At 62.0% G+C, this 24494-nt stretch carries 20 protein-coding genes; 11 read left to right on the top strand and 9 right to left on the bottom strand.

The annotated features are described in order from the left end of the window. Positions 1-10 precede the first annotated feature (10 nt). Positions 11-1132, bottom strand: coding sequence for an efflux RND transporter periplasmic adaptor subunit (locus JWQ90_RS19945; protein ID WP_299696775.1), 1122 nt, complete (start codon positions 1130-1132; stop codon positions 11-13). A gap of 99 nt (positions 1133-1231) precedes the next feature. Here JWQ90_RS19945 and JWQ90_RS19950 point away from each other — a divergent pair, with 99 nt between their 5' ends. Beyond that, on the top strand, positions 1232-1885 hold the full coding sequence (locus JWQ90_RS19950; RefSeq protein WP_299696776.1) for a TetR/AcrR family transcriptional regulator: 654 nt from the start codon (positions 1232-1234) through the stop codon (positions 1883-1885). A 146-nt stretch (positions 1886-2031) separates the two neighbouring features. On the opposite strand, the gene JWQ90_RS19955 is transcribed toward JWQ90_RS19950, so the two are convergent. The 6 genes from JWQ90_RS19955 to JWQ90_RS19980 all read right to left on the bottom strand — a co-directional run bounded on the left by JWQ90_RS19955 (position 2032) and on the right by JWQ90_RS19980 (position 9949). Continuing rightward, the gene (locus JWQ90_RS19955) at positions 2032-2778 is read right to left on the bottom strand and encodes a TetR/AcrR family transcriptional regulator (protein WP_299696777.1); all 747 of its coding nucleotides are present in this window, start codon (positions 2776-2778) and stop codon (positions 2032-2034) included. A gap of 162 nt (positions 2779-2940) precedes the next feature. Further along, positions 2941-5196 carry a TonB-dependent receptor gene (locus tag JWQ90_RS19960; protein ID WP_299696778.1) on the bottom strand — a complete coding sequence of 752 codons (2256 nt, stop codon included), beginning with the start codon at positions 5194-5196 and terminating at the stop codon, positions 2941-2943. A 207-nt stretch (positions 5197-5403) separates the two neighbouring features. Further along, positions 5404-6021 (bottom strand): outer membrane beta-barrel protein, encoded by a 618-nt coding sequence (locus JWQ90_RS19965; protein ID WP_299696779.1) that lies wholly within the window; start codon positions 6019-6021, stop codon positions 5404-5406. A gap of 232 nt (positions 6022-6253) precedes the next feature. Then, the gene (locus JWQ90_RS19970; RefSeq protein ID WP_299696780.1) at positions 6254-7837 is read right to left on the bottom strand and encodes an NAD(P)/FAD-dependent oxidoreductase; all 1584 of its coding nucleotides are present in this window, start codon (positions 7835-7837) and stop codon (positions 6254-6256) included. Then, positions 7830-8621: a hypothetical protein gene (locus JWQ90_RS19975; RefSeq protein ID WP_299696781.1), complete on the bottom strand. Its 792-nt coding sequence runs from the start codon at positions 8619-8621 to the stop codon at positions 7830-7832. Before JWQ90_RS19975 ends, JWQ90_RS19970 begins: the two co-directional genes overlap by 8 nt. Next, complete coding sequence (locus JWQ90_RS19980) at positions 8618-9949, bottom strand: FAD-dependent oxidoreductase (RefSeq protein WP_299696782.1); 1332 nt, start codon at positions 9947-9949, stop codon at positions 8618-8620. Before JWQ90_RS19980 ends, JWQ90_RS19975 begins: the two co-directional genes overlap by 4 nt. Positions 9950-10076: 127 nt before the next feature. On the opposite strand from JWQ90_RS19980, the gene JWQ90_RS19985 reads away from it, so the two are divergent. The 10 genes from JWQ90_RS19985 (at position 10077) to JWQ90_RS20030 (ending at position 21052) form a co-directional block, all read left to right on the top strand. After that, the gene (locus JWQ90_RS19985) at positions 10077-11450 is read left to right on the top strand and encodes an NAD(P)/FAD-dependent oxidoreductase (protein ID WP_299696783.1); all 1374 of its coding nucleotides are present in this window, start codon (positions 10077-10079) and stop codon (positions 11448-11450) included. A 67-nt stretch (positions 11451-11517) separates the two neighbouring features. Next, the gene (locus JWQ90_RS19990; protein WP_299696784.1) at positions 11518-12597 is read left to right on the top strand and encodes a hypothetical protein; all 1080 of its coding nucleotides are present in this window, start codon (positions 11518-11520) and stop codon (positions 12595-12597) included. 51 nt (positions 12598-12648) lie between these two features. Continuing rightward, on the top strand, positions 12649-13503 hold the full coding sequence (locus JWQ90_RS19995) for a DUF1295 domain-containing protein (protein ID WP_299696785.1): 855 nt from the start codon (positions 12649-12651) through the stop codon (positions 13501-13503). Between the two features lie 27 nt (positions 13504-13530). Then, entirely contained in the window at positions 13531-14304 is a 774-nt protein-coding gene (locus JWQ90_RS20000; RefSeq protein WP_299696786.1) for a hypothetical protein, read from the top strand. Between the two features lie 188 nt (positions 14305-14492). Continuing rightward, complete coding sequence (locus tag JWQ90_RS20005; RefSeq protein ID WP_299696787.1) at positions 14493-15905, top strand: aromatic ring-hydroxylating dioxygenase subunit alpha; 1413 nt, start codon at positions 14493-14495, stop codon at positions 15903-15905. A 12-nt stretch (positions 15906-15917) separates the two neighbouring features. Beyond that, the gene (locus tag JWQ90_RS20010) at positions 15918-17522 is read left to right on the top strand and encodes an AMP-binding protein (protein ID WP_299696788.1); all 1605 of its coding nucleotides are present in this window, start codon (positions 15918-15920) and stop codon (positions 17520-17522) included. Continuing rightward, positions 17519-19201, top strand: a complete 1683-nt coding sequence (locus tag JWQ90_RS20015) for a methylmalonyl-CoA mutase family protein (RefSeq protein WP_299696789.1) — start codon at positions 17519-17521, stop codon at positions 19199-19201. The genes JWQ90_RS20010 and JWQ90_RS20015 overlap by 4 nt, the downstream gene beginning before the upstream one ends. Next, positions 19201-19629, top strand: a complete 429-nt coding sequence (locus JWQ90_RS20020; RefSeq protein WP_299696790.1) for a cobalamin-dependent protein — start codon at positions 19201-19203, stop codon at positions 19627-19629. Before JWQ90_RS20015 ends, JWQ90_RS20020 begins: the two co-directional genes overlap by 1 nt. After that, a complete protein-coding gene (gene meaB, locus JWQ90_RS20025; protein WP_299696791.1) occupies positions 19626-20600 on the top strand; it encodes a methylmalonyl Co-A mutase-associated GTPase MeaB in 975 nt (324 codons plus the stop codon). The genes JWQ90_RS20020 and meaB overlap by 4 nt, the downstream gene beginning before the upstream one ends. A 47-nt stretch (positions 20601-20647) precedes the next feature. Beyond that, the gene (locus JWQ90_RS20030) at positions 20648-21052 is read left to right on the top strand and encodes a nuclear transport factor 2 family protein (RefSeq protein ID WP_299696792.1); all 405 of its coding nucleotides are present in this window, start codon (positions 20648-20650) and stop codon (positions 21050-21052) included. Between the two features lie 43 nt (positions 21053-21095). On the opposite strand, the gene JWQ90_RS20035 is transcribed toward JWQ90_RS20030, so the two are convergent. Both JWQ90_RS20035 and JWQ90_RS20040 read right to left on the bottom strand, forming a co-directional pair. After that, entirely contained in the window at positions 21096-21812 is a 717-nt protein-coding gene (locus JWQ90_RS20035) for a hypothetical protein (protein WP_299696793.1), read from the bottom strand. A 72-nt stretch (positions 21813-21884) separates the two neighbouring features. Beyond that, positions 21885-24332: a TonB-dependent receptor gene (locus tag JWQ90_RS20040; protein ID WP_299696794.1), complete on the bottom strand. Its 2448-nt coding sequence runs from the start codon at positions 24330-24332 to the stop codon at positions 21885-21887. Positions 24333-24494 lie beyond the last annotated feature (162 nt).

Genomic DNA, 24494 nt, shown 5'->3' on the forward strand with positions numbered 1-24494 from the left:
GTGGCCTTGGTCAGAGCGCGGCGGGCGAGCCGCGATCGATCGGCTCGATCGGCATGCCCGGCCTCAGTAGTTGCACTCCGGACGAAATCACCCGTTCACCCGGTTTGATGTCTCCCACGACGATTGCCGAGTCATTCAGGTATTGCAGCACCTGCACCGGCAGCGCCTCCGCGACCGCCGATGCACCACCGATCCGGCTGCTGCTCACCCGCCAGATAACCGGGTTGCCGCCGGCATCGCCGACTGCGCTTAGCGGTATGCGCCATGACTTTGGCCCCGGCGAACTGCCGACAGCGACATTGGCCGTCATCCCGATCTTCACGTCGTCGTCTGCCGCGACGAGGCTGATGCGTACTCCGTATGTTCGGGTGCTTTTGTCGGCGGCTGCGGCGATTTCGCGCACACGGCCTTCGTACACTTTGTTCGGCACTGCCCATAGTGTGATGCGAAGCGCCGACGCCCGCCGAAGTGTGTCGACAGCGGTGCCTTCCGGGACGGCAATGCTGATTTCGCGCTCGCCGTCGCGCGCGAAGCCGAACACTGCCTGACCGGCGCTGACGACCTGGCCGGCATCGGCTTGCAGGTCGGTGACGATGCCATCGGCATCCGCAAGCAGATTGGTGTAGCCGGCCTGGTTGCGCACCACTGCGAGTTGAGAGCGCGCCTGCTCGAGTTTGGCCTTGGCCAGGTCGAGTTCATTGCCGCGCTGATCGAGTAGCGAGCGGCTTACGAAGCCAGCTGCCGCCAGATCCTGGTAGCGCAGGTACTCGCTTTCCGCGAGCTTTGTGTCAGCTTCCGCGGCGCCGACCGCTGCCTTCGACGCCTCGACGTTCAAGCGCGCATCGACCGGGTCCAGCACCGCGAGCACTTGACCCTTCTTGACGCGCGCGCCGACATCGACATGGCGTTCGATGAACTTGCCTGACACCCGGAACGATAGCGGTGATTCCACGCGCGCGCGTACGGAACCCGGATAAATCTCGCCGATCATTTTATCCTGGGGCGTCGGACTGATAACCGCGACAGGACGTGGGCTGACGACGTGCGGCGACTCCTGCTTGCAGGCGGTCAGCGCTAGAAAAGACACTAGAAAAGACAACAGTCCAACAGCAATCGCCTTGTGCTGCCGCATGATCTATTCCTTTATGCTGCTACCGAGCTGATATCGAGTTGATACCGCCACGTTCGCGGATGCATCCATCATTTCTGAATCGTATAGTACATTAATGCAATGAACAGCCGTTCGCCCCTGATGCGTCGCCCCCATCCTCCGCGCGGACGGCCACGAGACCCTGACAAGCGTCTCGCCGCGATCGCGGCAGCCAAGCAGCTTTTCGTGGTCGATGGTTTGCGCGGCACCAGTATGGATGCGATCGCAAAGCTCGCTGGCGTATCCAAGGTTACGCTGTACAGTTATTTCGCCGACAAGGACGCGCTGTTTCGCGAAGCTCTCTCGCAAGCCTGCCAGGGCCTTGCGGCGGAAGACGCTTATGTACTCAATGGGCCTGGCACCCTGCGAGCGCGCCTAACGCAGATCGCCGAAGGATTCTTCGACCTGATCACCAGCGCCGATGCGATAAGCCTGTACCGGCTGATGGCCGCCAATCCGCGACGCCATCGAAAACTGTCGCTGTTGTTCTGGGAAGCCGGGCCGGAAGCGACGATGCAGCGTTTCGCACGGTTGTTAGCGGAAGCAACGGCCGCCGGCGAGCTGCGCCTTACCGATCCACGCGCGGCTGCTGCGCAATTTTTTTTCCTGATCAAAGGCGAACAGCATCTGAAGCTGTTGATCGGTGTAGTCGATAAGCTTGCGTCGAAGGAACGCCGCGCCCACATCGACCGTACCGTAACGATGTTTCTCAGGGCCTATGGAGCGGCCAGCTAAGGCCGCCCGGCAGCAGCCATATGAGTACATCTGAACCTCATGAAGCCAGGCGAGCACCACTTCGTGAGAGGCTGCTGCGAACCTGAGGAGCCGTTTCCTGGCGACGGGCGGTGGTCCAGCTGACCGCAGCCGACCGCAACCGGATGTCAGGCCTTTTTGCGTACGCGACGCGCTGGGCTCGCGCCGGGTTTCTGCGTCTGCTGGTCAGGCACCAGCAGTTCCTGGAATACCTGCAGCAACTCCTTGGCAAACGTTGGATTCATCCACAGCTGGCATAGGCTCCAGAGGTGCTGCAGGGCATCGTAGATGGCCTGCTTGCTCGGAGTCGCTACCGAAGGGGTTTCGATCTGCTGCAGGCGCAACCAGTTCAGGAAATGACCCCAGATGTTTTCCGACAGCAGCCGGAAGTTGTTGGGCGCTACCGGGGGAAGGAACAGGCCACGCTCGACCATGTATCCGAGGTCCGATTCCATCATGCCGACGAGCCAGTTGCGAAACTCGGTATATTCCTTGCGCAGCTGCCGGTCGTCCTGAAGCAGGTAGGCCAGCGAATTGAAGAAGAACCGAAAGTCCCAGAGGGTGCGGAATACCCGGATCAGGTATTCGGCGCCGTCTAGTGGAGAACTGACGGCTACCGGGCGTTCCAGGGCGATGCGCAACTGCTCCTTCAGGACGTCCAGACCTTCCCGGATCAAGTCATCCTTGCGCTTGAAGTGATACGTGAGATTGCCGGGGCTGATCTTCAGATCCGAGGCAATATGATCGATCGACACGTTCTGGATGCCATAGCGGTTGAATAAGGCGATCGCCCGCAGCGTGATCCGCTGCCGTGTGCCAATTGGGCGCAATTTCCCTTTTGGGCGGAGTGTCGTTTTTTTTCTTGTTGAAGCCATGCTGTTTGGGACGGATCGAGTGGCTGGGATGAAAGCGCCGACTTATGCCGGCCGATACCGTAAGCATAAGTTGTTTTCCCGACGAGCATAGGTTCTGGTCTGTCGGCGCCGCGTATGACGAATATCCAGATCCCGGCCTCCCCTGGGATTCGAGTCGCAATATCAGAACGTCCAGTCAACCGACAGGCCATAGTTTCTCGGAGCCGCCAGTGTATCGCCGGTGTCGAAGTCGCCGACCAGGCGGTAGAGGTAGTACGACTGGTTGGTGATATTGCGCACTGCTGCGGTGAGCCTCAGGTTCCAGGGCTCGTAAAGATAGCTGGCCCGAGCGCCGTAGATCTGGTAGGCGGGCTGCTGGGTGGTGTTCTGGTTGTCGTAGTAGAAGCCCGAGTTGTAATAGGTATCGGCGGCGATTTCCAAAGGCCCGCCTGACATGTCGATGGTGTAGCTCAGGCCAGCGCTGCCACTAAACTCTGGCGTGCGCACAGTCGTGTTGCCGCTGAAGTCGAAGCCCGACTGGTAGATGCCGGTGATCGGGTTGTAGCCGCGGCCATCCGGGTACGAATCGAAGCGGCCATGTAGATAAGCGCCGCCAGCGGTGGCAACCAGCGAGGGCGTGATGGCCCACTGCACATCAAAATCGGCGCCGCTGATCGTAGCCTTGGCAGCATTTTCCAGCGATACGATGCCGCCGCTCAGGATCGACACGAACTGCACCTGCAGATCCTGGATCTGGTTCTGGAACACGGCGGCCGACACTCTCAGGCGACGATCGAAGAAGTCCGTCTTAGTACCGAGTTCATACGAGGTCGTCGTCTCCGGCTTGACGAATTCAGGCGCCTTGAGAATGTTGACGCAGTTGAAAGTGCCGCTGCGGAAGCCCTTGGCATATGTCAGGTAGATCAACGACCCTTCATAGGGCTTGTAGTCCAGCGTGACTTTGGGCGAGAAGTTGTGGGAGCTGCCCGAGTCCTCGGGGAAAACGAACAGAGAGGTATAGCTGCCGTCGGTGTTGAGCACCCCCGCGTTGGACTGGACGAGCGTGCGCTTCTCTGTCTGGTAGCGCCCGCCCAAGGTCAGGGCTAGCTGCTCGGTGAAGTTGTAAGTGCTCTGGGCGAAGATCGAAGGCGACAGCGTATCCATGTAAGCACTGATGCGGACGGCAGTGCCATTGGGCACGCCGATCGCGCCGGGGGGGATCGGGATGCCCGCGATCGTACCCAGCAGCCCCTGTGTCGGGCCCAGAATCGCATTTGCCTGATCCAGCACCTGCTGGACGAGGGGTAGGCCCAGCTGCGATATAACGGGAGCGCTGATGTCGCCCAGCCGGGGAATCGTATTGTTTCCGACAACGACATCGACCGGGTCGAAGCCAGCCCGGCTCTTGATGAAATAGCCGCCCACGATCCACTTGAGTTTGTCGGCCATCCAGCCGTCGTTGTTCGAAATCAGCTGGATTTCGCTGGTGAAAACCTTGGAAAAGAGATTCGACGAGCGGAAGGTGACCAGGTCGACGGGCGAGCCGTCGTAGTCATTCTGCGAATCGCTGGAAATCTGCTGGTAGCTCGCCAGCAGCTTGACGTCGAACCACGCCGGCCGATAGTTCGCCTCCAGCGAGCCGACGTTGTTGTTGGTGAAGTTGAACGGCTCTGCGCTGAGCGCCACCTCATAGGGATTGCCGGTATCCGGCCGCACGCCGAGGATGTAGCCCAGGGGTTTGACGTCTTCGTTGGCGCGGAACAGGCTGGTGCCGGCCGCGCGCAATTGCACCTTGGTGGCATTGAGCAGCAAGTCGAAATCGTCGACCGGTTTCCACAGCAACTTGGTCTGCACGCCGAGATTGCGAGTGCCGACGAGCGACTGCAGCGGCGAGTCGGCAGTGAGGGAATAGTACGAATCCGCGGTATTGCGGATGATCGACGAGCTGGCCGCGACCGTATCGGATACCGGCCCGGTAACGAAAACACGCGCTTGCTGCTCGTTGAAGTTACCGAGAGTCAGGCGAGTGGTGAATTCGGGGGTGAACGACGGCTTCCTGGTGATGATGCTGATCGCGCCGCCGGTCGAGTTGCGGCCGAACAGCGTTCCTTGCGGGCCCTTCAGTACCTCGATGCGTTCGAGCGAACCAAGATCCTGCGCCAGACTGTTCGACGACGGGTAGTAGATGCCGTCGATGTAGGTTGCGACGCTGGCATCGGCGGTGGGAATGAAGGCATCGGTGCCGACGCCGCGAAGAAAGATCGTCGAGAAAGACGCGACTTCGTCGTATTGCAAGCCCGGCGTGATCTGCGTCAGATCCTTGACCGTCGTCACGCCCTTGGCTTCCAGCGTGTCGGCGGTGAAGGCCGAGATCGAGATCGGGACATCGCGAAGATTTTCTTCGCGCTTCTGCGATGTGACGATGACCTCTTCGATCAAACGGCTTTGGCGACCCGAAGCTGCGCCCGGCTCATCCGCAGGCGGGCCTTGCACCGGGATGGTATCGACCGGTGCCGCTTGTTGTAACGGCAATTCGCTGGCGGGAGGCGTTGCAGCGCCGGTATCGGTAGCGGATCGAGCTGACACCTGCGTCGTCATTCCGATGGCGGTCAATACCGCTGCCACTGCGATTCTTGAATCCATTCTTTAGCTGCCGAAGTTGTAGCGAAGGTTCAGGCCGTACGACGTATTGGTGTAGTCGAACGCGAATTCGTTGCCGGTGTTTTTGTTGAACTGGGTGTTGCCGGCAGATATCAATTGCAGGCCGGCACCTACCGACAGACGCTTGAAGATGTCGTACTCCACGCCCAGTGAGCCCTGCAACGACACCTTGCTCTCGCTCGTGCTTTGCAGGTCGATCTTGAGGTAGCCAAGCCCGGCTCCCAAGTAGGGATGCCAGCGGCGTTCGGGGAAGAACTGGTAGGCCACATTGACGAAGGGGCCGGTGGCGGTGACCTCGTCAGTATCAGCCGTCGTCGCTCCTGCGCCGCCGATACTGTTCTTCAGGCCGACATAGGCCAACTCCAGCCGAATCTGGTCCCCCGCATAACCGGCCGCCAGATTGAAGACCCCGCCCGAGCCGAAGTCAGCCTGCAGTGCAGGGAAGTCCCGAGCGGCTGCCGCCTCACCGCTATCGGGAGCCGTCAGCTGGCCGATGGCGGCTGAACCTGCGGCGTAAAACCCTTCAGCTTGCGCGGCTTCGGCGACGATGGTCGCCGATAGCGCGGTCAGTACCCACGCGCTGCAAAAAAAAGACGATCTCATCTCCTTTGATCTCCCCGTTTCGCAGTGAATGGATTTGTAAGCCGGGCTGCGAGAGGCCGGATTCGATCCAATATTGTTATTCAGCTAAAAAATTTTCTAGTATGATATTACTATCATGAATAGGTTGAGTCTACTAGATGTTGGTTTTGCAGTGGACGTGATGTGATGGATCAGATAATTCGGCAGGAATCCCACAGTCGACCGGGCGATGGCTCGTGCAAGAGCCGATCGGCTAGAGCTGGAATACCTTGTCCAGTTTCATCCCCAGATCCATCATGACCTTGATGGCAACCGGCCGGCCCCCGCCATTGGCGCCGCCACCGGGGTGCATGAACGGGCCGCAGAGATAGAGTCCATTCACGCCGGGTACACGATAGTCGGCCAATTCCGGGATCGGTCGGCCGCCCATGAACTGGTCGGGCGTCATCGCCAGCGAAGCGACGTCGCCGTTCTGATAGGACGGTGACTCACGCTGGATGTCGAGCGGTGATTCGTAGCGCCGCCCCAGGATCGTCCTGGGCGTGAGATTCGGAATGTAGCGGGCGGTCTGGATGACGAGATCGTCGCCGGTGGCTTCCGCGATCGAATCCCAGGCTTCCAGCGGCTGGCCTGCAAGCAGAGTCGGGACGGTGCGATACAGGTACAGGGTCGACTTGCCGGCGGGCGCGCGGCTCGGGTCGCCGTTACTTGCGCAGACATACGATGCCGAGAAGTCACGCGGTACATGACCTTGCTGGGCGTCGTAGGTCATGCGGACCATCGCGTCGTAGTCAATCGGCGCGACGACGGTGAATCCCATCGACTGGAACTCCGGGGGTGTTGCCGGCAGTGGCGCCTCGTCGAGTGCCAGATGGGTCAGGAAGCAGGTGTAGTCGCTGGTCGGGACCTGTTTGCATCGCTCGGTCAGCGCCTCGGTGCCGGCGACGTAGTCGGAGAGCTTCCAAGGTACCAAGCCGGCGATTACCGCCAGGCGCGCCGAGTAGCGGCGTCCGTCCGTCGTCGTCACGCCCGTCGCGCGGCCCCGGTCGGTCGTGACCTGGTTGACTTCGGCTCCCGTCACGATCTCGCCGCCGTGATGTTGCAGGCAGCGTACCAGCGCGTCGGAGAAGCCCTGCGATCCCCCGACGACGAAGCCGGGCGGATAGCTGTGATAGAGCCCCGCCATGAACATCAGCCCGAACGCGCTGCCGGGCGCGTCGGCGCGCATCATCATTTCGGTGGCCAGCCGCAGCATGTGCACCTTGGTGCGCTCGTGCGTGAAATTCTGGTCGATCACATCAATCGTGCTGGCGTTGAAGAAGTCCAGAAGATAGCGGCCCTCCGCGCTCGCAGCCAGCAGCTTCCTGAACGTCGCACCGTTGGCCGGCGGCAGGAACAGCGCCATGCTAAACAGCGGGATGTATTTCAAAGTGCGCAGCATGAACTCGCGATAGGCTTTGGCATCGCTGGAGGAGTAGCGGCCGATGCTGTCGCAACTGCGCTCGAGGTCCTTGTACAGCGCGATGGCCGAGCCGTCGTCGAACACCGTGCCGTGCGAAGCGGCCTCACGATCGGCGTATCGCAATCCGAACTGCGACAGCAGTCCGAGCTCGTCGAGGCGCACCAGTGGATTGGCCCGGGCCATGAATACGTTGGTGGCGTGCAGATCGTGGCGGAAGCCGGGCAGGGTGACTTCATGAGTGATGCAGCCGCCGCCCCAGTAGGGATGGCGCTCCAGTACGGTGACGCTGTTGCCGGCCGCCGCGAGGTACGCGGCGGCGGTCAGTGTGTTCTGGCCGGCGCCAACGATGACGAAGTCCGACACGGCCTCAGCCACGCAAGGGGTTTCCGGAAGCAGTAGCCTGCAAGCGTTGCAGCGTCCAGTAAGCCAGCAAGGACATCGCCAGCGCAGCCGCGATGGTGCATACCGCACCCTCGAGCGCGAGTGTGGCACTGGCGCGATGCAAGCCCGCTGCGACCGGAGTGATCACGCTTGCATACAGGCCGCAGAGCAGGAGCGGCGTCAGCGGAATCAACAGATAGCGGGCGCCGCCGCGGGCAAACCGGAACCAGGTGCCGGCGATGGCAGCGAACGTCATGGCCAAGGCGGGATTGACGAAGCCCAGATGCAGCGGGAATCCGAGGATGGGCAGCGGTTGCGTGCCGTAGTACAGGAACATCCCCTGGTGGATGCCGTACATCTCGAAGAGGCCCTCGCCGATGCCGATCACGGCAAAGCCGGACCAGAACGTCGCGGCCGTCGGCTTCTTCGAAAATGTCCGCAGAAACAAATGCACCGCGGCGCCGAAGAACAGCACGTAGACTTCCGCCAGCCACAGCGGCACGTCGGTGTCGAATGCGCGATAGACGCGGTACTCGCCGACCGGGGCGTGATAGCACTGGATCAGGTAGCAGGCGAAGCCTTCGAGCAGTGCCGCCATGGCGCCGCAGCCGCTCAGGATTAGCAGCCGGTCGTCGCCTCTGCCCAGCGCCAGACGCAGCGCCCACGTCAGCGCTGCGACGATCAGTGCGCCGAACAACAGCACCATGACGTCCTGCGGCAAGGCCGGCATCACCGCGCTCGCCGGCCGCGATATCGGATTGAGATCGAGAGCGTTCATCGCGATTGTCCGTGGTGCCGTATCAGCCGCTCGGCGCTCTGTTTGCCGTAGTAGATCGCCGAGTTCTGGCCGACGCAGGTGAAGTAGTCGCCGGCGAGTTGCAGGCGATCGGCTGGATCGATGCGGGCCTTCATCTCGTGGATCTGCCGGTAATAACCGGGTGCCGGATTGGGAATCGCCAGCGGCCAGCGCGTGACGTGGCTCAGATCGCGCTGCCCTCCGAGTTCCGGGAACAGTCGTTCGACATAGGTGCTGGCGATATCGACCAGCGACTCGTCGCCGGCATTGAAATACTGATCGTTGATCGCCTCGTCGAAATAGACCGTGAACAGGCTGTGCCCCGCCGGCACGCGGTCCGGATTCTTGTTGTGCTGGGCCCAGATCAAGCCGATCTGCTGGTGCTCCACCGCACCCAGCAAGAGGCCGATCGCCAGGTTCCGCGGGCGCAGCCGGTAGCCCACGTCGATGCACAGGCCACGGTTGTAGGTCAGCGTCTGCGTCAGGCTGCCGGCCAGCTCACGGGCCGGCGGGTAGATCGCCAGAGCCTCGGGCAGTCGCGTCGCCAGCACGCAGGTATCGGCGGTCAGCACGTCCTGAGCGCCGCTGGCGGTGCGGATGACGATCTCGACGCCCCGGTCTATTTTTCGAACCGACTGAGCGGAGGTGCTCAGCCGCAGGTCGAGTCCGTTGGCGAGCGCCAGCGGCAAGCGATCATTGCCGCCATTGATGCTGATCATGTTGCGCCCGGCCAGATTACCGAGTGTCGAAAACCATTCGAGCACCGAGACATTGCTCGCGCGATTCATCACGTACGCCCGCAGCAGGGGATCGATCAGTGCGTCGTATACCTCGCGATTAAGCCGCTTTTCAGCATAGGTTTTCGCGGACATCGTGTCTTTCGCATAGTGGGCGCTGACGTCCCTCACGTCGATCGACGGGCGCAGGGACCTATAGTCCTTCAGCGTCTTCAGCGTGCTGAGTTTGGCGGACCAGCTCAGCAGCGGCGTAAAGCCCGCAGTGATCGGCCGGCGGGCGTCGATCACGTGAATCCTGCCGTGCCGGATGAAGCCGATCGCCTGGCTAGACGCGACGATCTCCTGGCTGAGCCCCAATTCTGCACAAAGCGCGAGATATTCGGTGTAGCCGGTGGATATCTGGGTGGCTCCGGTGTCCATCGTATAGCCCTGCCTGCGCACGGTGGCCACGCGACCGCCGACGAGACCGGACGCCTCTATCAGCCTTACCTGCCAGCCGGCCCTGCGCAGGTAGTAAGCAGAAGTCAGGCCTGCGAAACCGCCGCCGACGACCACGGCGCTCCGGGTGGACATCGCACGATCTCCTCGTGTTCGTTGTGGATGCGCCTGCCTCAAGCCGAGCGGTTCGACGCTCGCTTCCGTGCAGTTATAGTATATTCATACTATAGTATTTTCATACTAGAACAAAAGACAACATGGCATGGATGGAACCCTGATAAACGACCGGGCGCCCTCGGTCGCGATCATCGGTGCCGGCCTCTCAGGTTTGAGCGCCGCCTATCGCTTGCGCAAGCAAGGCTGGAAAGTCGGCGTGTTCGAGTCATCCGGCTTGGCCGGCGGGCGTGTGCAGACCGTGCATTACGAGGGCTATGTGATCGATACCGGCGCCAGCGCGCTGGCGGAAAGCTATCGCGGGTATCTGCAACTGGCTCGTGAGCTGGGCCTGGGGGCCGAGATAGAGCCCGCCATGCCGGCGATCGGCATCGTCCGCGATGGCACGATCCACCTGTTGCGTACGAACCGGATGATGCGAACCGGGATCACGACAGGTTTGCTGTCGTGGACGTCGAAAATCAAGTTGCTGCGGCTTGGCTTCGATATCGTGCATGCCAAGCTGCGCGGCCGTCTCGACTATGCCGACATGCGCCGTGCCGCGCCTCTCGATACCGAGAGTGCCCGCGACTACGCCTTGCGTGTGCTCAACGGCGAGATCGACTCCTACCTGGGCGATCCCATCGCCCGGACGATGCTGATCACCGACACGGACAAGATCAGCAAGGTCGAGCTGTTTTCCGGCCTCGCCAACATCATGAGCACGCGCATCCTGGCGATGCGAGGCGGGCAGGGCCGGCTGCCGGAAATGCTCGCAGCGCTGGTAAAACCGCAGCTGGAGTGCCCGGTGTTACGAGTCACGGGCAGCGACGATCATGTAGAAGTCGAATACCGGCCGAGCGGCGCCACTGATTCGGCGGTGCAGCGCTTCGACGCCTGCGTGGTGTGTTGCCCCTTGTTCGAAGCGGTGAAGATCTGCCCGGATCTGCAGGCGCTGCTGCAGCCTTTGAGTAGCGCGCTGCGTTATACGAAGGCGATCACCGTTGCCGTGGCGACTCGTATCCGCCCTTCATGTCCCGCCTTCCTGGTGCAGCTGCCTTCCTGCGAAGACCCGGATATCGCGCTGATGTTCGTCGAGCACAACAAGTGTGCGGATCGGGCGCCGCCGGGCCGTGGCCTGATCGGCGTGGACTGGGAGGCCACCGCCTCGGAGCGCTTCTTCGACGCATCGGACGAGGACATCGTTGCCCATACGCTGAAAAGCGTAATCAAGGTGTTTCCAGAACTCGGCGATCAGATCGAGTTCACGCAGGTAACGCGCTGGGCTGCGGCCCTGCCCCTGACCGGCGTCGGGGCTTACCGGCGCATCGGCGAATTCAACGCGGCGCTCGACCCGAAGTCCCGGCTGCAGTTCGCGGCGGACTACATGTCGGCCGCCGGCCAGAACACCGCGGTGGAGATGGGTGCCCGCGCGGCGGCGAGAATCACAGCGAACTTCGCCAGACCGGCCGTCGTCCGTTGACCCGCGGTATGACTGTAGTTAGTATAAATGTACTAGAAAGTGAAATCGGCCAGGCCCGAGGAGAAACATGAGAAAGCCCTATCGAGTTGCGGTCGCAGGTCCCGGTGGCCTCGGCGCCTGTGCGATCCGCGAAGTGCAGCGCCTGCCGGAAATGCAACTCGTCGGCGTGCTGGCCTACTCGCCGCAGAAGAACGGTGTGGACGCGGGCGAGCTCGTGGGTATTGGCCCGATCGGGGTCAGTGCGACGACCGATTTCGACGCATTCCTGAAGATCGATGCCGAATGCGTGTTGTATACCGCTCGTGACTTCGGCGACTGGCGTTCCGACCGTGAGATCATCGCGCTACTGGAGAGTGGCAAAAACGTCATTACGCCGCTGCCGTATCACTATCTGAAGGCGCGCGGCGAAGAAGTCGAGCAGCGCTTCAGGGCTGCGGCTGAAAAGGGTGGAGCGACTTTGCACGGCTCAGGCATCACGCCGGGCTTCTTCAACGAGCGGCTGCTGACGCTGCTGACCGGCCTGACCAACGACGTCGAGTCGATCAAGTTCCAGGAGTTCTTCAATGCGGAGCCTCTGGCTGGTGCGCTGGAGACGCTGCAGCTGTTCGGATTCGGCGCCGACAAAGCGGCGGCGGAACAGAACGTCGCTGTGGCGATGATGGCGGAGAACTACCTGAAGCAGCCGATCCTGTACGTAGCCGACCGGCTTGGCATCAAGCTCGACCGCATCGAGCGCACGGCGCAGCTCAGGAACGCGCCGCAGGACATCGTGACGCCTGCCACGACCGTCGCCAAGGGTACGGTCGGCCTGGTGTCCTACGCATGGACTGCCTATGCCAACGGCAAGCCGTTCTACACCACCGAGGTGTACTGGTATCTGGGCGACGTGATGCGCCCCGATACGGCCAAGGGCGATGATTTCTGGACGATCGCAATCGAAGGGCGGCCGTCGTTGCAGGTGACGGTCGCGTCGCAGGCGTCGTTTGTCAAAAACATCACGATTGCACCCGAAGAGCCGTCGCCGGCGGGATACATCATGACGATCGTCACCCTGGTTCAGGCGATTCCGCGCGTCATCGATGCGCCTGCCGGGCTCCTGCTTCCGGAAATGCCGGAGATCCATTGGAAGCCGGATCTGCGGTCCTGATCCGGTCGTAGACCATTCGCACCACGCACCACTTTTTAGGGGACAGCGGTAATGACTGAACTGCTTACTGGATTGCTTACGGGACTGGGTCTGGACGCAACGACCAACTGGGGGATTTTCTGGACGTGCACCGCCTACACCTTCTTCGTCGTCACTCTCATCTGGGTCATCGGACTGTTCCAGACCGATCATTCGATGATGGACGGCTATTACGGTTTCGGCTACGCGATCCCGACCTTGATCGCGTTTTTTCTCTGCGACGCCAAATCGCAGACTGCTGCGGTGCTGCTGCTGATGTGTTCGCTGCACGGCGGCCGGCTGGGCCTCTACCTGTCGAAGCGCTGGCTGGGCTATCAACGCACCACCGGCGGCGGGGATCAGCGCTATCTGGGCTTCGTCAAGAAATTCTCGCCAGGCTACTGGTGGAAGAGCTTCTTCGTCGTCATGGAGCCGCAGGCCATCGTCATCGCCGTCATCGGCCTGCCGGCCGTCTTCGGTGTGCTCGCGGCCAAGGATGCAATGGGTGGCGAGCTGAACTGGCTGTCGCTGGTCGGTATGGCCGTGTTCGGTTACGGCTACTACTTCGAAACCGTGGCGGACGGTCAGTTGCAGGCGTTCAAGGCGGATGCCAACAACAAGGGCCGCTATCTGCGGACCGGGGTATGGACCTATACGCGGCATCCGAACTATTTCGGCAACACCGTCGTCTGGTGGGGCATCTATATCGTCGCCGTGTCGGCGCATCCCGAGATCTGGTGGACCATCGCCGGCCCGGCGTTCAACACCATCATGCTGACCGGCATCCTCGGCAAGGCCTTCCAGGACAAGTTCATGGGCTCGCGCCCGGCCTATCAGAAGGTCATCAGCGAGACCAGCAGCTTCCTGCCGATTCCGAAGCGAAAGTAGTGCGTTCAAAAATCGGAAACCATGTCGATGGCACAGCTCAGCGTCAATTTTCCGGTGCCGCCGGAAGCCAGTATTCCCCAGGGGCTGCAGACGGTCTTCCTGTATGCCACGATCTTTGCGGTCGTGGGCGTGCTGATCGCGGCGATGGTCATGGCGCGGCGCTATCGCTCCGCGGTGCCGGTACTGATGGTCGTGGCCGGCTTCGCCGCTATCCTGCTGGAGACGATCGTGACCTTTCTCGGCCATGCGATCCATCCGGCGCCTGGGCAGATCACGCTGTTCCAGGCGGTCGACCGGGCGATTCCCTGGCACATCGCGTTGGGCTACACCGCGGGCTTCGGCATCTTTTATCTGACGCTGTATCCGAAGATGGTGGGGCAGTCGCTGACCCGCCCCTACATTTGGAAAACGGTACTGATCACAGCGGTCTGCTACTTCCTCGGTGAAGCCTATCCGGTGTCGCACGGACTCTGGATTTATTACGACTACCAGCCATTGTGGCTCTGGCATGGGACGGCACCGCTGACGTGGAACATCCTGAACAGCTGCTGCATGTTGATGGGCGCCACGCTGATGTATGTGACGCTTCCTCACCTGAAAGGCTGGAAGCAGATTCTGATCGTCCCGATGGGGCCGATGGGCGCGTTGATGGGACATGCGGGTGCCGGGTTCCCGATGTACAACGCGATGAATACGGACTGGCCGCACTGGGTGCTCGAGTTGTCGGGTGTCGCCACGATCGCGATGGCGTTGTTGCTGGTCTGGATCTGCGGCCTGTTGCTGACCCGGCGGTGGGTCTAGCGGTCTGGGTAAGGTGGCAGGGATTTCAGGTTCGGCAGCCTTCGATGATGCTGCCTGCAAACTTGTATGGTTACTGGTAGTCTGGGTCGCTAGCGTACGGTACGCATTCGACGCATTCGACGCATGGAGAGCTTGGGCGGCGCTCAAGTTTCCGCTGTCGCAAATCATCTCACTGATCAGGAAAGGCCATGGGCAAGATCCAGTTCGATTTCAAGCAGGGTTTTCAGGCCTATCCGGGCGGGCGTTCCGGCCCTTCGGGAGACAAGGCACCCTACGTCGATTACGGCACCGGCCGCCCCGACAAGAGCCGCTACTACTCCAAGGAGGAAGCGGACCTGGAGTGGAAGCACGTCTGGATGAAGAGCTGGGCGTTCGCGGGCCTGACGCAGGATCTTGCGGACGTCGGCGACTACCTGCGCTACAACCTCGGCAAGGAATCGTTCATCGTCGTCCGCGCCCAGCCCGGCGACGACGGCCTGCGCGCGTACTACAACGTCTGCCCGCACCGTGGCAATCGCCTGGTACACAACGACTTCGGCCACACCGGCAATGCCTGTTTCACCTGCGACTTTCACGGCTGGAAGTACAACCTCGACGGCAGCAACAAGGAAATCCGCGACGAGCTGATCTTCCGCCCCGAAGTGGTCTGCGACCGTCCGGGCATGACCGCGGTCAGCGTCGGTGTCTGGAACAGCCTGATCTTCGTCAATCCCGACCCGAATCCGCGCCTGACACTGCTCGAGCACCTCGACGTGATGCCCGGGCACCTCAAGGACTACGACTTTGGCCGGCTGCGCGTGCTGCGCGACCTGGAGTTCTGCTGGGACGCGAACTGGAAGACCGCGCTCGATGCTTTCATCGAGTTCTACCACGCTGACGACGTGCATCCGGAAGCGATCCCGGTTTCCGAAATGCTCGAGTGCCAGTACGACCTGTACGGACACGGCCTGTCGCGCATGATCATCCCGATCGGCTATGTCACCAGCCGGCACGAGGATCGCGACACCGTCAACGAAGCGCTGAAGATGTTCATCACGGTCTACGGCGGCAATCCCGAGGACTACCAGCACCTCAAGGGTTACGAGTACAAGCAGGCGATGACCGATACCAAGCGCAAGTGGGGCAAGAAGCACGGCTATGATTTCTTCGACAAGCTCAGCGACGATCAGGTCGTCGATGACTGGAATTACTCGCCGTTCCCGGCGATGACGATCAATGTCTTTGCCGATTCGGTGCTGCTGCAGATCTTCCGCCCGCATGCGACCGACCCGCGCAAGAGCTGGTACAACGCGATCACCCTGTGTCTGCCGGTCAGCGACGACACCACGCAGGTGCTGGATCTGAACTCCTTCGGACCCGAGGCTTTCGGCCCTGCGGGCTGGAAGGGTGAGCAGCGGCCTGCGCGCTATATACCCAAGGAGCTTTCCGAATTCGGCTATCTGCTGGCGCAGGATGTGCGGCGCATTCCCGAAGTGCAGAAAGGCCTGGAATCGGAATGCTTCAAGGGCACGCGGCTGTCGGAATCCGAAATCCGTATCCGGCATTATCTGGCGGAGATCGACCGGCTCATCGGGCGCTTACCGTCCGAGCCGTCGACCTGACGCAGTCTGCAGATGCCCGCCGGTATCGCAGCGCTCCATCAATCCCGTTTCCAGGCCGAGACCAACGTCGACTTTCTCGACTGGTCGGTCGGGCAGCTGCTGCGCGATGCGGCGCAGCGGCAGCCCGAGCGGCTCGCGCTGATCGTGCCGCGGGCCGATCAGCCGCCACGGCAGTGGACGTATCGCGAACTGCTGACTGATGCCGAACGCACGGCGCGCGCGCTGCTGCGGTGTTTCAGGCCCGGTGATCGTGTCGCGACCTGGGCGGGCGGCAGCGCCGAGATCGTGCTGCTGCATCTGGGTGCCGCACTCGCCGGCATCGTGCTGGTCACGCTCAATCCGGCGAATCGCTCAGTCGAACTGGAATACCTGCTGCATCAGAGCCAGGCGCGAGGCCTGGTGCTCGATCGAATCTGGCGCAAGCACGACAACGAGTCGGTGATCGAGCAACTATGGCCTTCGCTGTCGGCGCTGCAGACCATCGTCTACCTCGACCAGTGGCCTGACTTCGTCGACGCAGCGACGGATGCACCGCTGCCTGCGGTGTCGCACGATGCGCCGGCGATGATCCTGTTCACCTCGGGTACCACCGGCAGGCCCAAGGGCGCGATTCTGCGCCATGCCGGCATCGTCAACAACGCGCGCCTGACTGCTGGCCGCATCGATGTACCGACCGGTTCGGTGTGGCTCAATCTGCTGCCGATGTTCCATGTCGGCGGCAGTGTGACGATGACGCTGGGTTGCATCTCCAATCTCGGCACGCAAGTGCTGGTACCGGACTTCCATGCCGATGCGATGCTCGATGCGCTGCAGCGCTACGCGGTGCGGATCACGATGGCGGTGCCGACGATGCTGGTGGCAATGCTGCACAGCGAGCGGCTGGCGAACACCGATCTGTCCAGGCTCGAGGTCATCGTCACCGGCGGCACCGTCGTCGCACCGGAACTCGTACGCGAAGTGCAGTCGCGCACCGGTGCGGAAGTGATGACGCTGTTCGGCCAGACCGAAGCCGGAGGCGCGATGTGCGTGACGCGCCGCGGCGACGATATCAAACGTGTGACGCAGAGCGTCGGCGCGCCGCTGCCGCTGTCCGAAGCCAAGATCGTGTCGGACACCGGCGGTATCGTGCCGATCGGAGTGGTCGGCGAAATCTGCATCCTCACGCGTTGCCGCATGCTCGAATATTTCGGCATGCCTGAGAAAACCGCAGAGACGCTCGACGCCGAGGGCTGGGTGCATACCGGCGATCTGGGCGTGATGCGGCCCGATGGCTATCTGCAGGTCACCGGCCGCCTCAAGGACATGATCATCCGTGGTGGCGAGAACATCTATCCGCGTGAGATCGAAGATCGCCTTGCCGAACACCCGGCGATCGCCCAGTCCGCGGTCTTCGGCGTGCCGGACGCGAAGTGGGGCGAGGAGGTGGCCGCCGCCGTGATCTTCAGGCCTGGCCTGAATGCGTCGGCCGACGAGCTGATCGCATTCCTGCAGTCGCGCATCGCCCGCCACAAGATGCCGAAGCGCTGGCACTTCGTCGAGTCGCTGCCGGTGAACGCCTCTGGCAAGATTCAGAAGTTCATACTGCGGGACCAGTACGCCAGCCCCAGCGCCCCGTGAACAAGCCCCCTGTACCGGAAGACGTGAGCCGCGCGGCCGACATCAAAGCGCATCTCGAAGACGTGTCGGTGAAGCTCTCGCGCACCGCGACCTGGAGCGGCATCGAAACAAAAAACTCGTACGGGCCGGCCGATGTCGAAGGCATGGACTATGCGCGCGATCTTGGCGAGCCCGGCGAGTATCCCTACACGCGCGGCTCCTTCCCCGAGATGTACCGCAGCCGCATGTGGACGCTGCGCAACATCGTCGGCTACGGCGCGCCGGAGGACACGCGCGAAGGCATCGAGAACGCGCTGAAACTGGGCACGGCCGGCATCAACATCGTGCTCGACACGCTGAGCCAGGAGGCGGTCGACCCCGACCATCCGGCCTTCTCGCCGGACGCCGGCCAGGAGGGCTGCTCCCTGCCGACCGTGCGCGACCTGGAGGTGCTGCTGAGCGGCATCGACGTCACGCGCACCGGGGTCGCCTGGCACACCACGATGATGATCTATCCGCTGGTCGTGGCGATGGCCAAGAAGCAGGGGCGGGATCTGTCCAAGCTGCTGGGCTCGCATATGCCCGATCATCTGCAGCTGCGGCTGTCGGTGGGCAACGAGATCACCGTACCCACGGTGCTGGGTCACCGCACGACGGTCGACTGCCTGGAATACAGCTCGCGGCACACGCCGCGCTGGTCGCTGGGCTGTCCTCAGGCCTACAACCTGCGCGAGCGCGGCGTGCCGGCCTCGGGCGAGATCGCGCTGGGCATGGCGATCGTCAAGCTCACGCTGCGCGACCTCGCGGCGCGTGGTGTCGGCGTCGACCAGGTCGCACCGAGCATGGCCTGGGTTTCGGGTTCGGATATCGATTTTTTCGAAGAGGTTGCCAAGTTCCGCGCGCTGCGCCGTATCTGGGCGCGGACCATGAAGGAGCAGTTCGGCTCGCAGGACGCGCGCAGCCAACGCCTGCGCATCGCCTGCCATACCTCGGGCCGCGCACTGGTCTATCCGCAGCCGCTGAACAACCTAGCGCGCGCGACGGTGCAGACACTGGCCGCGCTGCTGGGCGGCGTGCAGTCGCTGGAAACCTGTACCTATGACGAGCCGATCTGCATCCCCACCGAAGCAGCGCGCGAACTCGCGACGCGCACCCAGCAGATCCTGGCCAACGAAGTTGGGGCGGCGCGTACAGCTGATCCGCTGGGCGGCAGCTACTACGTCGAGAGCCTGACCAACCAGGTCGAGGCCGACGCGCTCGGGCTTCTGGATCGGATCGAGGCCATCGGCCTGATCAAGGCGATCGAGGACGGCACCATCGAGGGCCTGATGGACGATTACAACTACCAGTTCAAGAAAGAGATGGATCGGGGCGAACGCATCGTCGTCGGCGTCAACAAGTTCATCCCTAAGCCCGAGCCCTCGCCCAAGCGCTTCAGCTTTGACCCCAAGGGCATGGTTGCGCACATGGAGCGTTTCCGCGCCCTTAAATTGGAGCGCGACCAGACTCTGCTCAAGGACAAAATCGGCCAGCTCTACCGGGTCGCCCGGAGTGGCGAGAACGCCCACCCGGCGATGATCGACGCGCTGATCGCCGACGCCAGCATCGGCGAAGTCTGGGGCACGGTGCGCGTGGCCAGCGGGCTGTCCTACGATCCGTTCCGGGTCGTCGAATCTCCTTTTGCCTACCCCGAAATCTGATGGCGCAAGAAAAAATCCGCTGTCTGCTGGCAATGCTCGGCACCGACGTGCACAGCAAGGGCATCCGCACGCTCGCGCAGCTGCTGCGCGATCGCGGTGTCGAAGTGGTCTACCTCGGCGAGCACAACACCGCCGACGGCGTGATCAACGCGCTGATCGCGGAAGACGCCGACGTGCTCGGCCTGAGCTACAGCACCGCCACCTATCTGCATTACACGCACGACCTGCTCGACAAGATGCGCAAGGCCGGCGTCGCCGATGTGCCCGTGATGCTGGGCGGACTGATCCATGCCGACGACGAACCAGCGCTGCGCGAAATGGGCGTCAAGGGCATCTTCGGCCCAGGATCGGGCATGGATCAGATTGCCGCCTTCCTGCAGGACGTCACCGGAAAATCGCTGACCGGTGACGCTTCGTCGTCGACATGAGCGCGGCGGCCGATGTCCGCGGCGCGGCGCAGATCACTGCCGCGATCTCGGGTGGTGACCTGCGCAGTGCCGCGCGCCTGATCACGCGCATCGAAGCCGCGGACGAGGCGGCCGCGCCGGTGCTGGCGCAGTTGTATGCGCGCGGCGGCAGCACGCCGATCGTCGGGCTCACCGGCCCGCCCGGTGCAGGCAAGAGCACGCTGGTCGATCAGATGCTGGCGCAGTACCGCGCTGCCGGAGAGCGCGTTGCGGTGTTGGCGGTCGATCCTTCGAGCCCGTTCAGCGGCGGCGCCATTCTGGGTGATCGCGTGCGCATGGGCCGGCACAACACCGACCCTGGCGTGTTCATCCGCAGCATGGCCGCGCGTGGCCGTCTCGGCGGCCTGGCGCTGGCCGCCGCGGACGCGTTGACCGTGCTCGATGCCATGGGCTGGGACCGGATACTGATCGAGACCGTTGGTGTCGGTCAGAACGAGATCGAAATCCTGCGCCATGCCGATACCGTGATTATCGTGCAGACGCCGGCCGGCGGCGACGCCGTGCAGGCGGTCAAGGCCGGCATCCTCGAAGTCGGCGATCTGTTCGTGGTCAACAAGGCCGACACCGCCGGCGCCGATCGCACCGTCGCGGCCTTGCGCGAGGCGGTGGAGTTCCGCACACATGCGCTCGGCGCGGAGGCCTGGCAGCCGCCGGTGCTGAAGACCGAAGCGGCCGGCGGAGTCGGTATACGCGAACTACTGCAAGCGATCGATGCTCATCATCAGCATTTTCGTGATCACCCGAAGCAGTTCGCGGCGCGGCGGCGTTCACAGGCTCGTGCCCGCCTGGTTGAGTGCATGGCGGCCGCGTTGCGTGCACGCCGGGGGGACGATGAGCAGCATGATATTTTCGATGACACGATCGACGACGTCGTCGCGCGGCGCTGCGATCCGCAAACGGCAGCGAAGCGCCTCGTCGATTCCATGAGCTAAGCGATACGCCCGCCCAGATCACTCACCTTCAACCAGCGGATCCATTTGTGAACCCAATCGAAACAAACAAGGCACTGGCGCTGGAGTTCCTCGAACTGGCATTCGCCAACCGCGTCGACGATGCCCTGTCCCGACTCTCGCCGGTTGCGACCTGGTGGGTGCTCGGTGAGCCGGACCGATTGAAAGTCGCTGGGACCAAGACACGCTCTCAGATCGAGCGGCTGCTCAAGGGTCTGGAACGAATGGTTCCGGGCGGAATGCAGATGGTGGTAACCGGCATCACAGCCGAAGGCGAACGCGTTGCTGTCGAGATCGAGGCCGAGGGCGCCTGTGCGAACGGCCAGACGTATCACAACCACTATCACATACTGCTGAAAATACGCGATGGTCTGATAGTTTCGGTACGTGAATACATGGACACGCTGCATCTGTCGGATGTGTTGAGCGCCTGAACTTCAACTGCCGTCCGCAGCCGCTCTGCCGCAGAGAATGGTTTCATTGCGAGTTCACCATCAGGTTGCTGGGAAATCCCAGTAGCGCGACGCTGCATACCCGCGACATGTAGTACGCCATCGTGACCATCCAGATGAAGAACGAGAACACCAGCACCCACCAGGCGATTATGCCGTTCCAGGCGAAGGGGCCCGTCGTGAAGAAGATGCAAAGACTGCCGCCGGCGACGCCAAAGGCACACCAGAGACACAGGAAGGCGCACCAACGCGGTACCAGCGGCTCGGGCCGCTGATCCTGAAGGATCGCGATCGCGAGTATGAGCATTTGCACGATCGCTGTGCCGACGATGCCGACATAACATAGCCAGGCAACGTCGTTGAGCATGAGAAGGAAGTCTGCACCGCGCTCGGGTCGATAGGCGGCGGCTTGCCAGAGCATCTGGGGGAAGATGAACTCGAGTAGCAGGCAGTTGCCGGCAACTGCCTGTGCAGTGATAAGCGGAGAATGGCCTTGTGTGATCTGGCGAATCAGGTGTGAGAGGGCAGCGACATAGAACGCGAGCAGAGGCGAGCCGGCCGTTGCAATCCAAATGCCGATCCGGATTCTGGTCCTATCCTCCGCGAACATTTGAGCGATGCTGGCCGCATCGAGAGCGGGGGAGGGAGGCTGAAGAAATCCAGCGATCGCAAGGCCGATCAGAAGCGTCGGCGCGAAAGCGAAGCCGGCCCAAACGCAGAAGCGTTGATGTCGTTCGATCATGGTCGTGATGGTGCTTTGGAGAGATATTGTCTGGATGCTCTGCTGGGGCGGGAGCGGCGCGACCGGCCCCCATCAGAACGTCAGTCCGACTCGCAAACCGTACTGCCGCGGATAAGCCAGTGTCACGGTATCGCCGAAGTCGGTTTGGAACTGCGCCTCGTGATAACGCTCATCGGTGAGGTTCGAACCAAATGCGGTCACGCGGACATTCCATGGCCGATAGAGATAGCTCAGACGGGCGTCGATCAGGGTATACGCATCTTCTTTCACGAACGGCGTGTTCTGCGCATTCCAGTAGAAGCCGGAGTTGTAAGTCGCATCGGCCGCCAGCTCGATTTCACCGGAGTTGCCGGCTTCAATGGTCTGGACGAAGCCGAACGACCCCGTCCACTTTGCAGTTCTCGGAATCCGGTTACCGGCGAAGTCGAGATTGGACGCCGACAGATACAGCAGATTGGGGTTATAGCCACTGCCATTGGTGAACTCGGTGTAGCGCGCGTCCACATACGTCAGGTTGCCGGTCAGGACGAGACCTGGATCGAGATCCATCAGCGGAAGCAGCGAGCCTTCAAGCTCGAAGCCCTTGGTTCTGGCCTTCTGCGCGTTTTCGAGTACGACAGCACCGCCGGTCAGCACTGAGACGTACAGGACCTGCGGATCCCGGATGTCGTTGTAGAACGCCGCTGCATTCAGGCGCAGGCCGTATTTTGGAAATTCGCTTTTGATACCCAGTTCATAGCTGGTGACTTCCTGGGGTTTGACGTAGCTGGGCGGCGTGTAAACGTTCACCGTGTTGAAGGTGCCGCCCTTGAAAGCCTTGCCCCAGCCGGCGTAGTAGAGAATGCCATCGGTTTGCGCGCTCAGCGTGGCCTTCGGCGAGAAGTTCTTGGTTCTGCGCTCGTCGTCCCACTGGCCGGGAATTAACGGCAGCAGCGTTTGGCTGGTGCCATCGGGCAGCCGTACTGTGGAGCGCGAGTCAAAGACCTTCCGTTCTTCGTCCTGATAGCGGGCGCCGACCGTCAGATTGAAGACCTCATTGATGAACCAGGTGGCCTGCGAAAATGCCGATCTGGATTGGGTATTGAGCATGCCGTAGAGCGGTAGCTGAACACCGCCGGTATTGGTGCCGAGCAGTCCCAGTCCATCAAGACGCCCAATCAGATCGGTTAGACCGGTGGGAATCGTCAGGCCGGGGGTGAGTGCGCCGGAGCTCAGCGCCAGCAGCAGATTGGGTGCGGCGGCAAGCGTTACCGGATCGTAGCCGCCGGTTTCGTCGAAGTAGAAGCCGCCCAGGACCCACTGGAAGTGCTCGTGCCCCCAGCTGGAATCGTTCGACAGGAATTGCAGCTCGACGCTCTTGGCCTCGTCGATCTGGCCCTTCGAATGCGCAGTAGCGCTCACCAGCGGCAGGCGCGAGCCGTCGTAATCCAGTGCCTGGCGATCGGCGAAGACCTTCTGCGTGCTCAGTGTCAGCTTGGTGTCGAAAGGCTCCGCGCGATAGTTGCCCGAGCCATATACCACCCATTGCCGACCGCCGCCATCGGCCGGGAAATCCTGCTCGGCGGTGTAATTGTCTTCCTGTGGCGTGATCCCGAGCGACTGCGCCAGCGGGCTTGGATAGATGTTCTTTTGGATCGTGCTGCCAGCGCCGACCAGATACGAACCCAAGTAGTTGAGATTGATGTCCAGGTCGTCCAGGGCTTTAAAAGCCAAGGTCACGCGCCCGGAGTAGTCGCGGTTCCGTGGTACCTCGTAATAGAGATCGGTGTATTGGTTGTCGTTGGTGCCGATGTTGAGATCCGCTGCGATACCGAACCAGTCCGTCACCGGCCCTGCGGTAAAAGCCTTGGTCCGACGACCATCAAAGTTGGAAAGCTCCTGCGAAATAGACCCTTCCCAAACATCCCCCGGCTGCTTGGTATAGACGCTGATGGCTCCACCGACTGCATTGCGACCGAACAGCGTGCCTTGCGGCCCCTTGAGCACCTCCACGCGTTGAATGCCGCCAAAAGCCAATGCGATGCCCTGACCAGAGAGCAGATACACGCCGTCAAGATAAGTTACGACCGCGGGGTCTACCGCCGGTACGAAGGCATCGCTGCCGATGCCGCGGATGTACGGGAAAAGATAGCCAAGCTGCGAGGTGAATTGCAGGCCAGGGGTGATCTTGCCCAGGCTTTTGGTATCGACTACGCCACGCGCTTCCAGGGCATCACCCGAGAAGGCCGAAACCGACAGCGGCACTTCCTGAAGATTGGCCTCGCGGCGCTCCGAGGTGACGATGACTTCTTCGATAGCGCGATTTGCCGGGCGGCGTCGTTCGTCCGCTGAATCGGCCGGATCAGTCGGCGGGTCGACCGGGATCGTGGCGACATCGCTTAAAGCAGGCGATTCGGTGGCAGTAGGTTCCTGCGGGGTCTCTGTGCCCAGTGAGGGATCGGTTTGCGACCAAGCGAGCTGAGAAGCGGCGACGATCGTTCCCCCGGCCAGGCAGAGGGCCAGCGTTTTTCCTGTAGTCATTGAATGAGTCTCCGATTCGCCGTTCTAATAGTGGATGTGCGGCTGCGTGACGGATTTTGAGTTCGAGATGATTCCGCTGTCTCGACTAATTTCGCACGGCATATCGACCGAATCGGAAAAGTCGTTGCGCCCGGCTGGTGAGGCCTTGATGTCCCGCGATCT

This window comes from Hydrocarboniphaga sp. (genome assembly GCF_028291725.1).
In the GTDB taxonomy this organism is placed as follows: Bacteria; Pseudomonadota; Gammaproteobacteria; order Nevskiales; family Nevskiaceae; genus Hydrocarboniphaga.

Excerpts from the sequence above, each read along its gene's own strand:
- JWQ90_RS19985 (WP_299696783.1), top strand. The coding sequence starts at position 10,077 with ATGGATGGAACCCTGATAAACGACCGGGCGCCCTCGGTCGCGATCATC.
- JWQ90_RS19975 (WP_299696781.1), bottom strand. The coding sequence starts at position 8,621 with ATGAACGCTCTCGATCTCAATCCGATATCGCGGCCGGCGAGCGCGGTG.
- JWQ90_RS19945 (WP_299696775.1), bottom strand. The coding sequence starts at position 1,132 with ATGCGGCAGCACAAGGCGATTGCTGTTGGACTGTTGTCTTTTCTAGTG.
- JWQ90_RS19950 (WP_299696776.1), top strand. The coding sequence starts at position 1,232 with ATGAACAGCCGTTCGCCCCTGATGCGTCGCCCCCATCCTCCGCGCGGA.
- JWQ90_RS20035 (WP_299696793.1), bottom strand. The coding sequence starts at position 21,812 with ATGATCGAACGACATCAACGCTTCTGCGTTTGGGCCGGCTTCGCTTTC.
- JWQ90_RS20020 (WP_299696790.1), top strand. The coding sequence starts at position 19,201 with ATGGCGCAAGAAAAAATCCGCTGTCTGCTGGCAATGCTCGGCACCGAC.
- meaB (WP_299696791.1), top strand. The coding sequence starts at position 19,626 with ATGAGCGCGGCGGCCGATGTCCGCGGCGCGGCGCAGATCACTGCCGCG.
- JWQ90_RS19965 (WP_299696779.1), bottom strand. The coding sequence starts at position 6,021 with ATGAGATCGTCTTTTTTTTGCAGCGCGTGGGTACTGACCGCGCTATCG.
- JWQ90_RS19990 (WP_299696784.1), top strand. The coding sequence starts at position 11,518 with ATGAGAAAGCCCTATCGAGTTGCGGTCGCAGGTCCCGGTGGCCTCGGC.
- JWQ90_RS20000 (WP_299696786.1), top strand. The coding sequence starts at position 13,531 with ATGGCACAGCTCAGCGTCAATTTTCCGGTGCCGCCGGAAGCCAGTATT.
- JWQ90_RS19995 (WP_299696785.1), top strand. The coding sequence starts at position 12,649 with ATGACTGAACTGCTTACTGGATTGCTTACGGGACTGGGTCTGGACGCA.
- JWQ90_RS20010 (WP_299696788.1), top strand. The coding sequence starts at position 15,918 with ATGCCCGCCGGTATCGCAGCGCTCCATCAATCCCGTTTCCAGGCCGAG.
- JWQ90_RS19955 (WP_299696777.1), bottom strand. The coding sequence starts at position 2,778 with ATGGCTTCAACAAGAAAAAAAACGACACTCCGCCCAAAAGGGAAATTG.
- JWQ90_RS19980 (WP_299696782.1), bottom strand. The coding sequence starts at position 9,949 with ATGTCCACCCGGAGCGCCGTGGTCGTCGGCGGCGGTTTCGCAGGCCTG.
- JWQ90_RS20005 (WP_299696787.1), top strand. The coding sequence starts at position 14,493 with ATGGGCAAGATCCAGTTCGATTTCAAGCAGGGTTTTCAGGCCTATCCG.
- JWQ90_RS20040 (WP_299696794.1), bottom strand. The coding sequence starts at position 24,332 with ATGACTACAGGAAAAACGCTGGCCCTCTGCCTGGCCGGGGGAACGATC.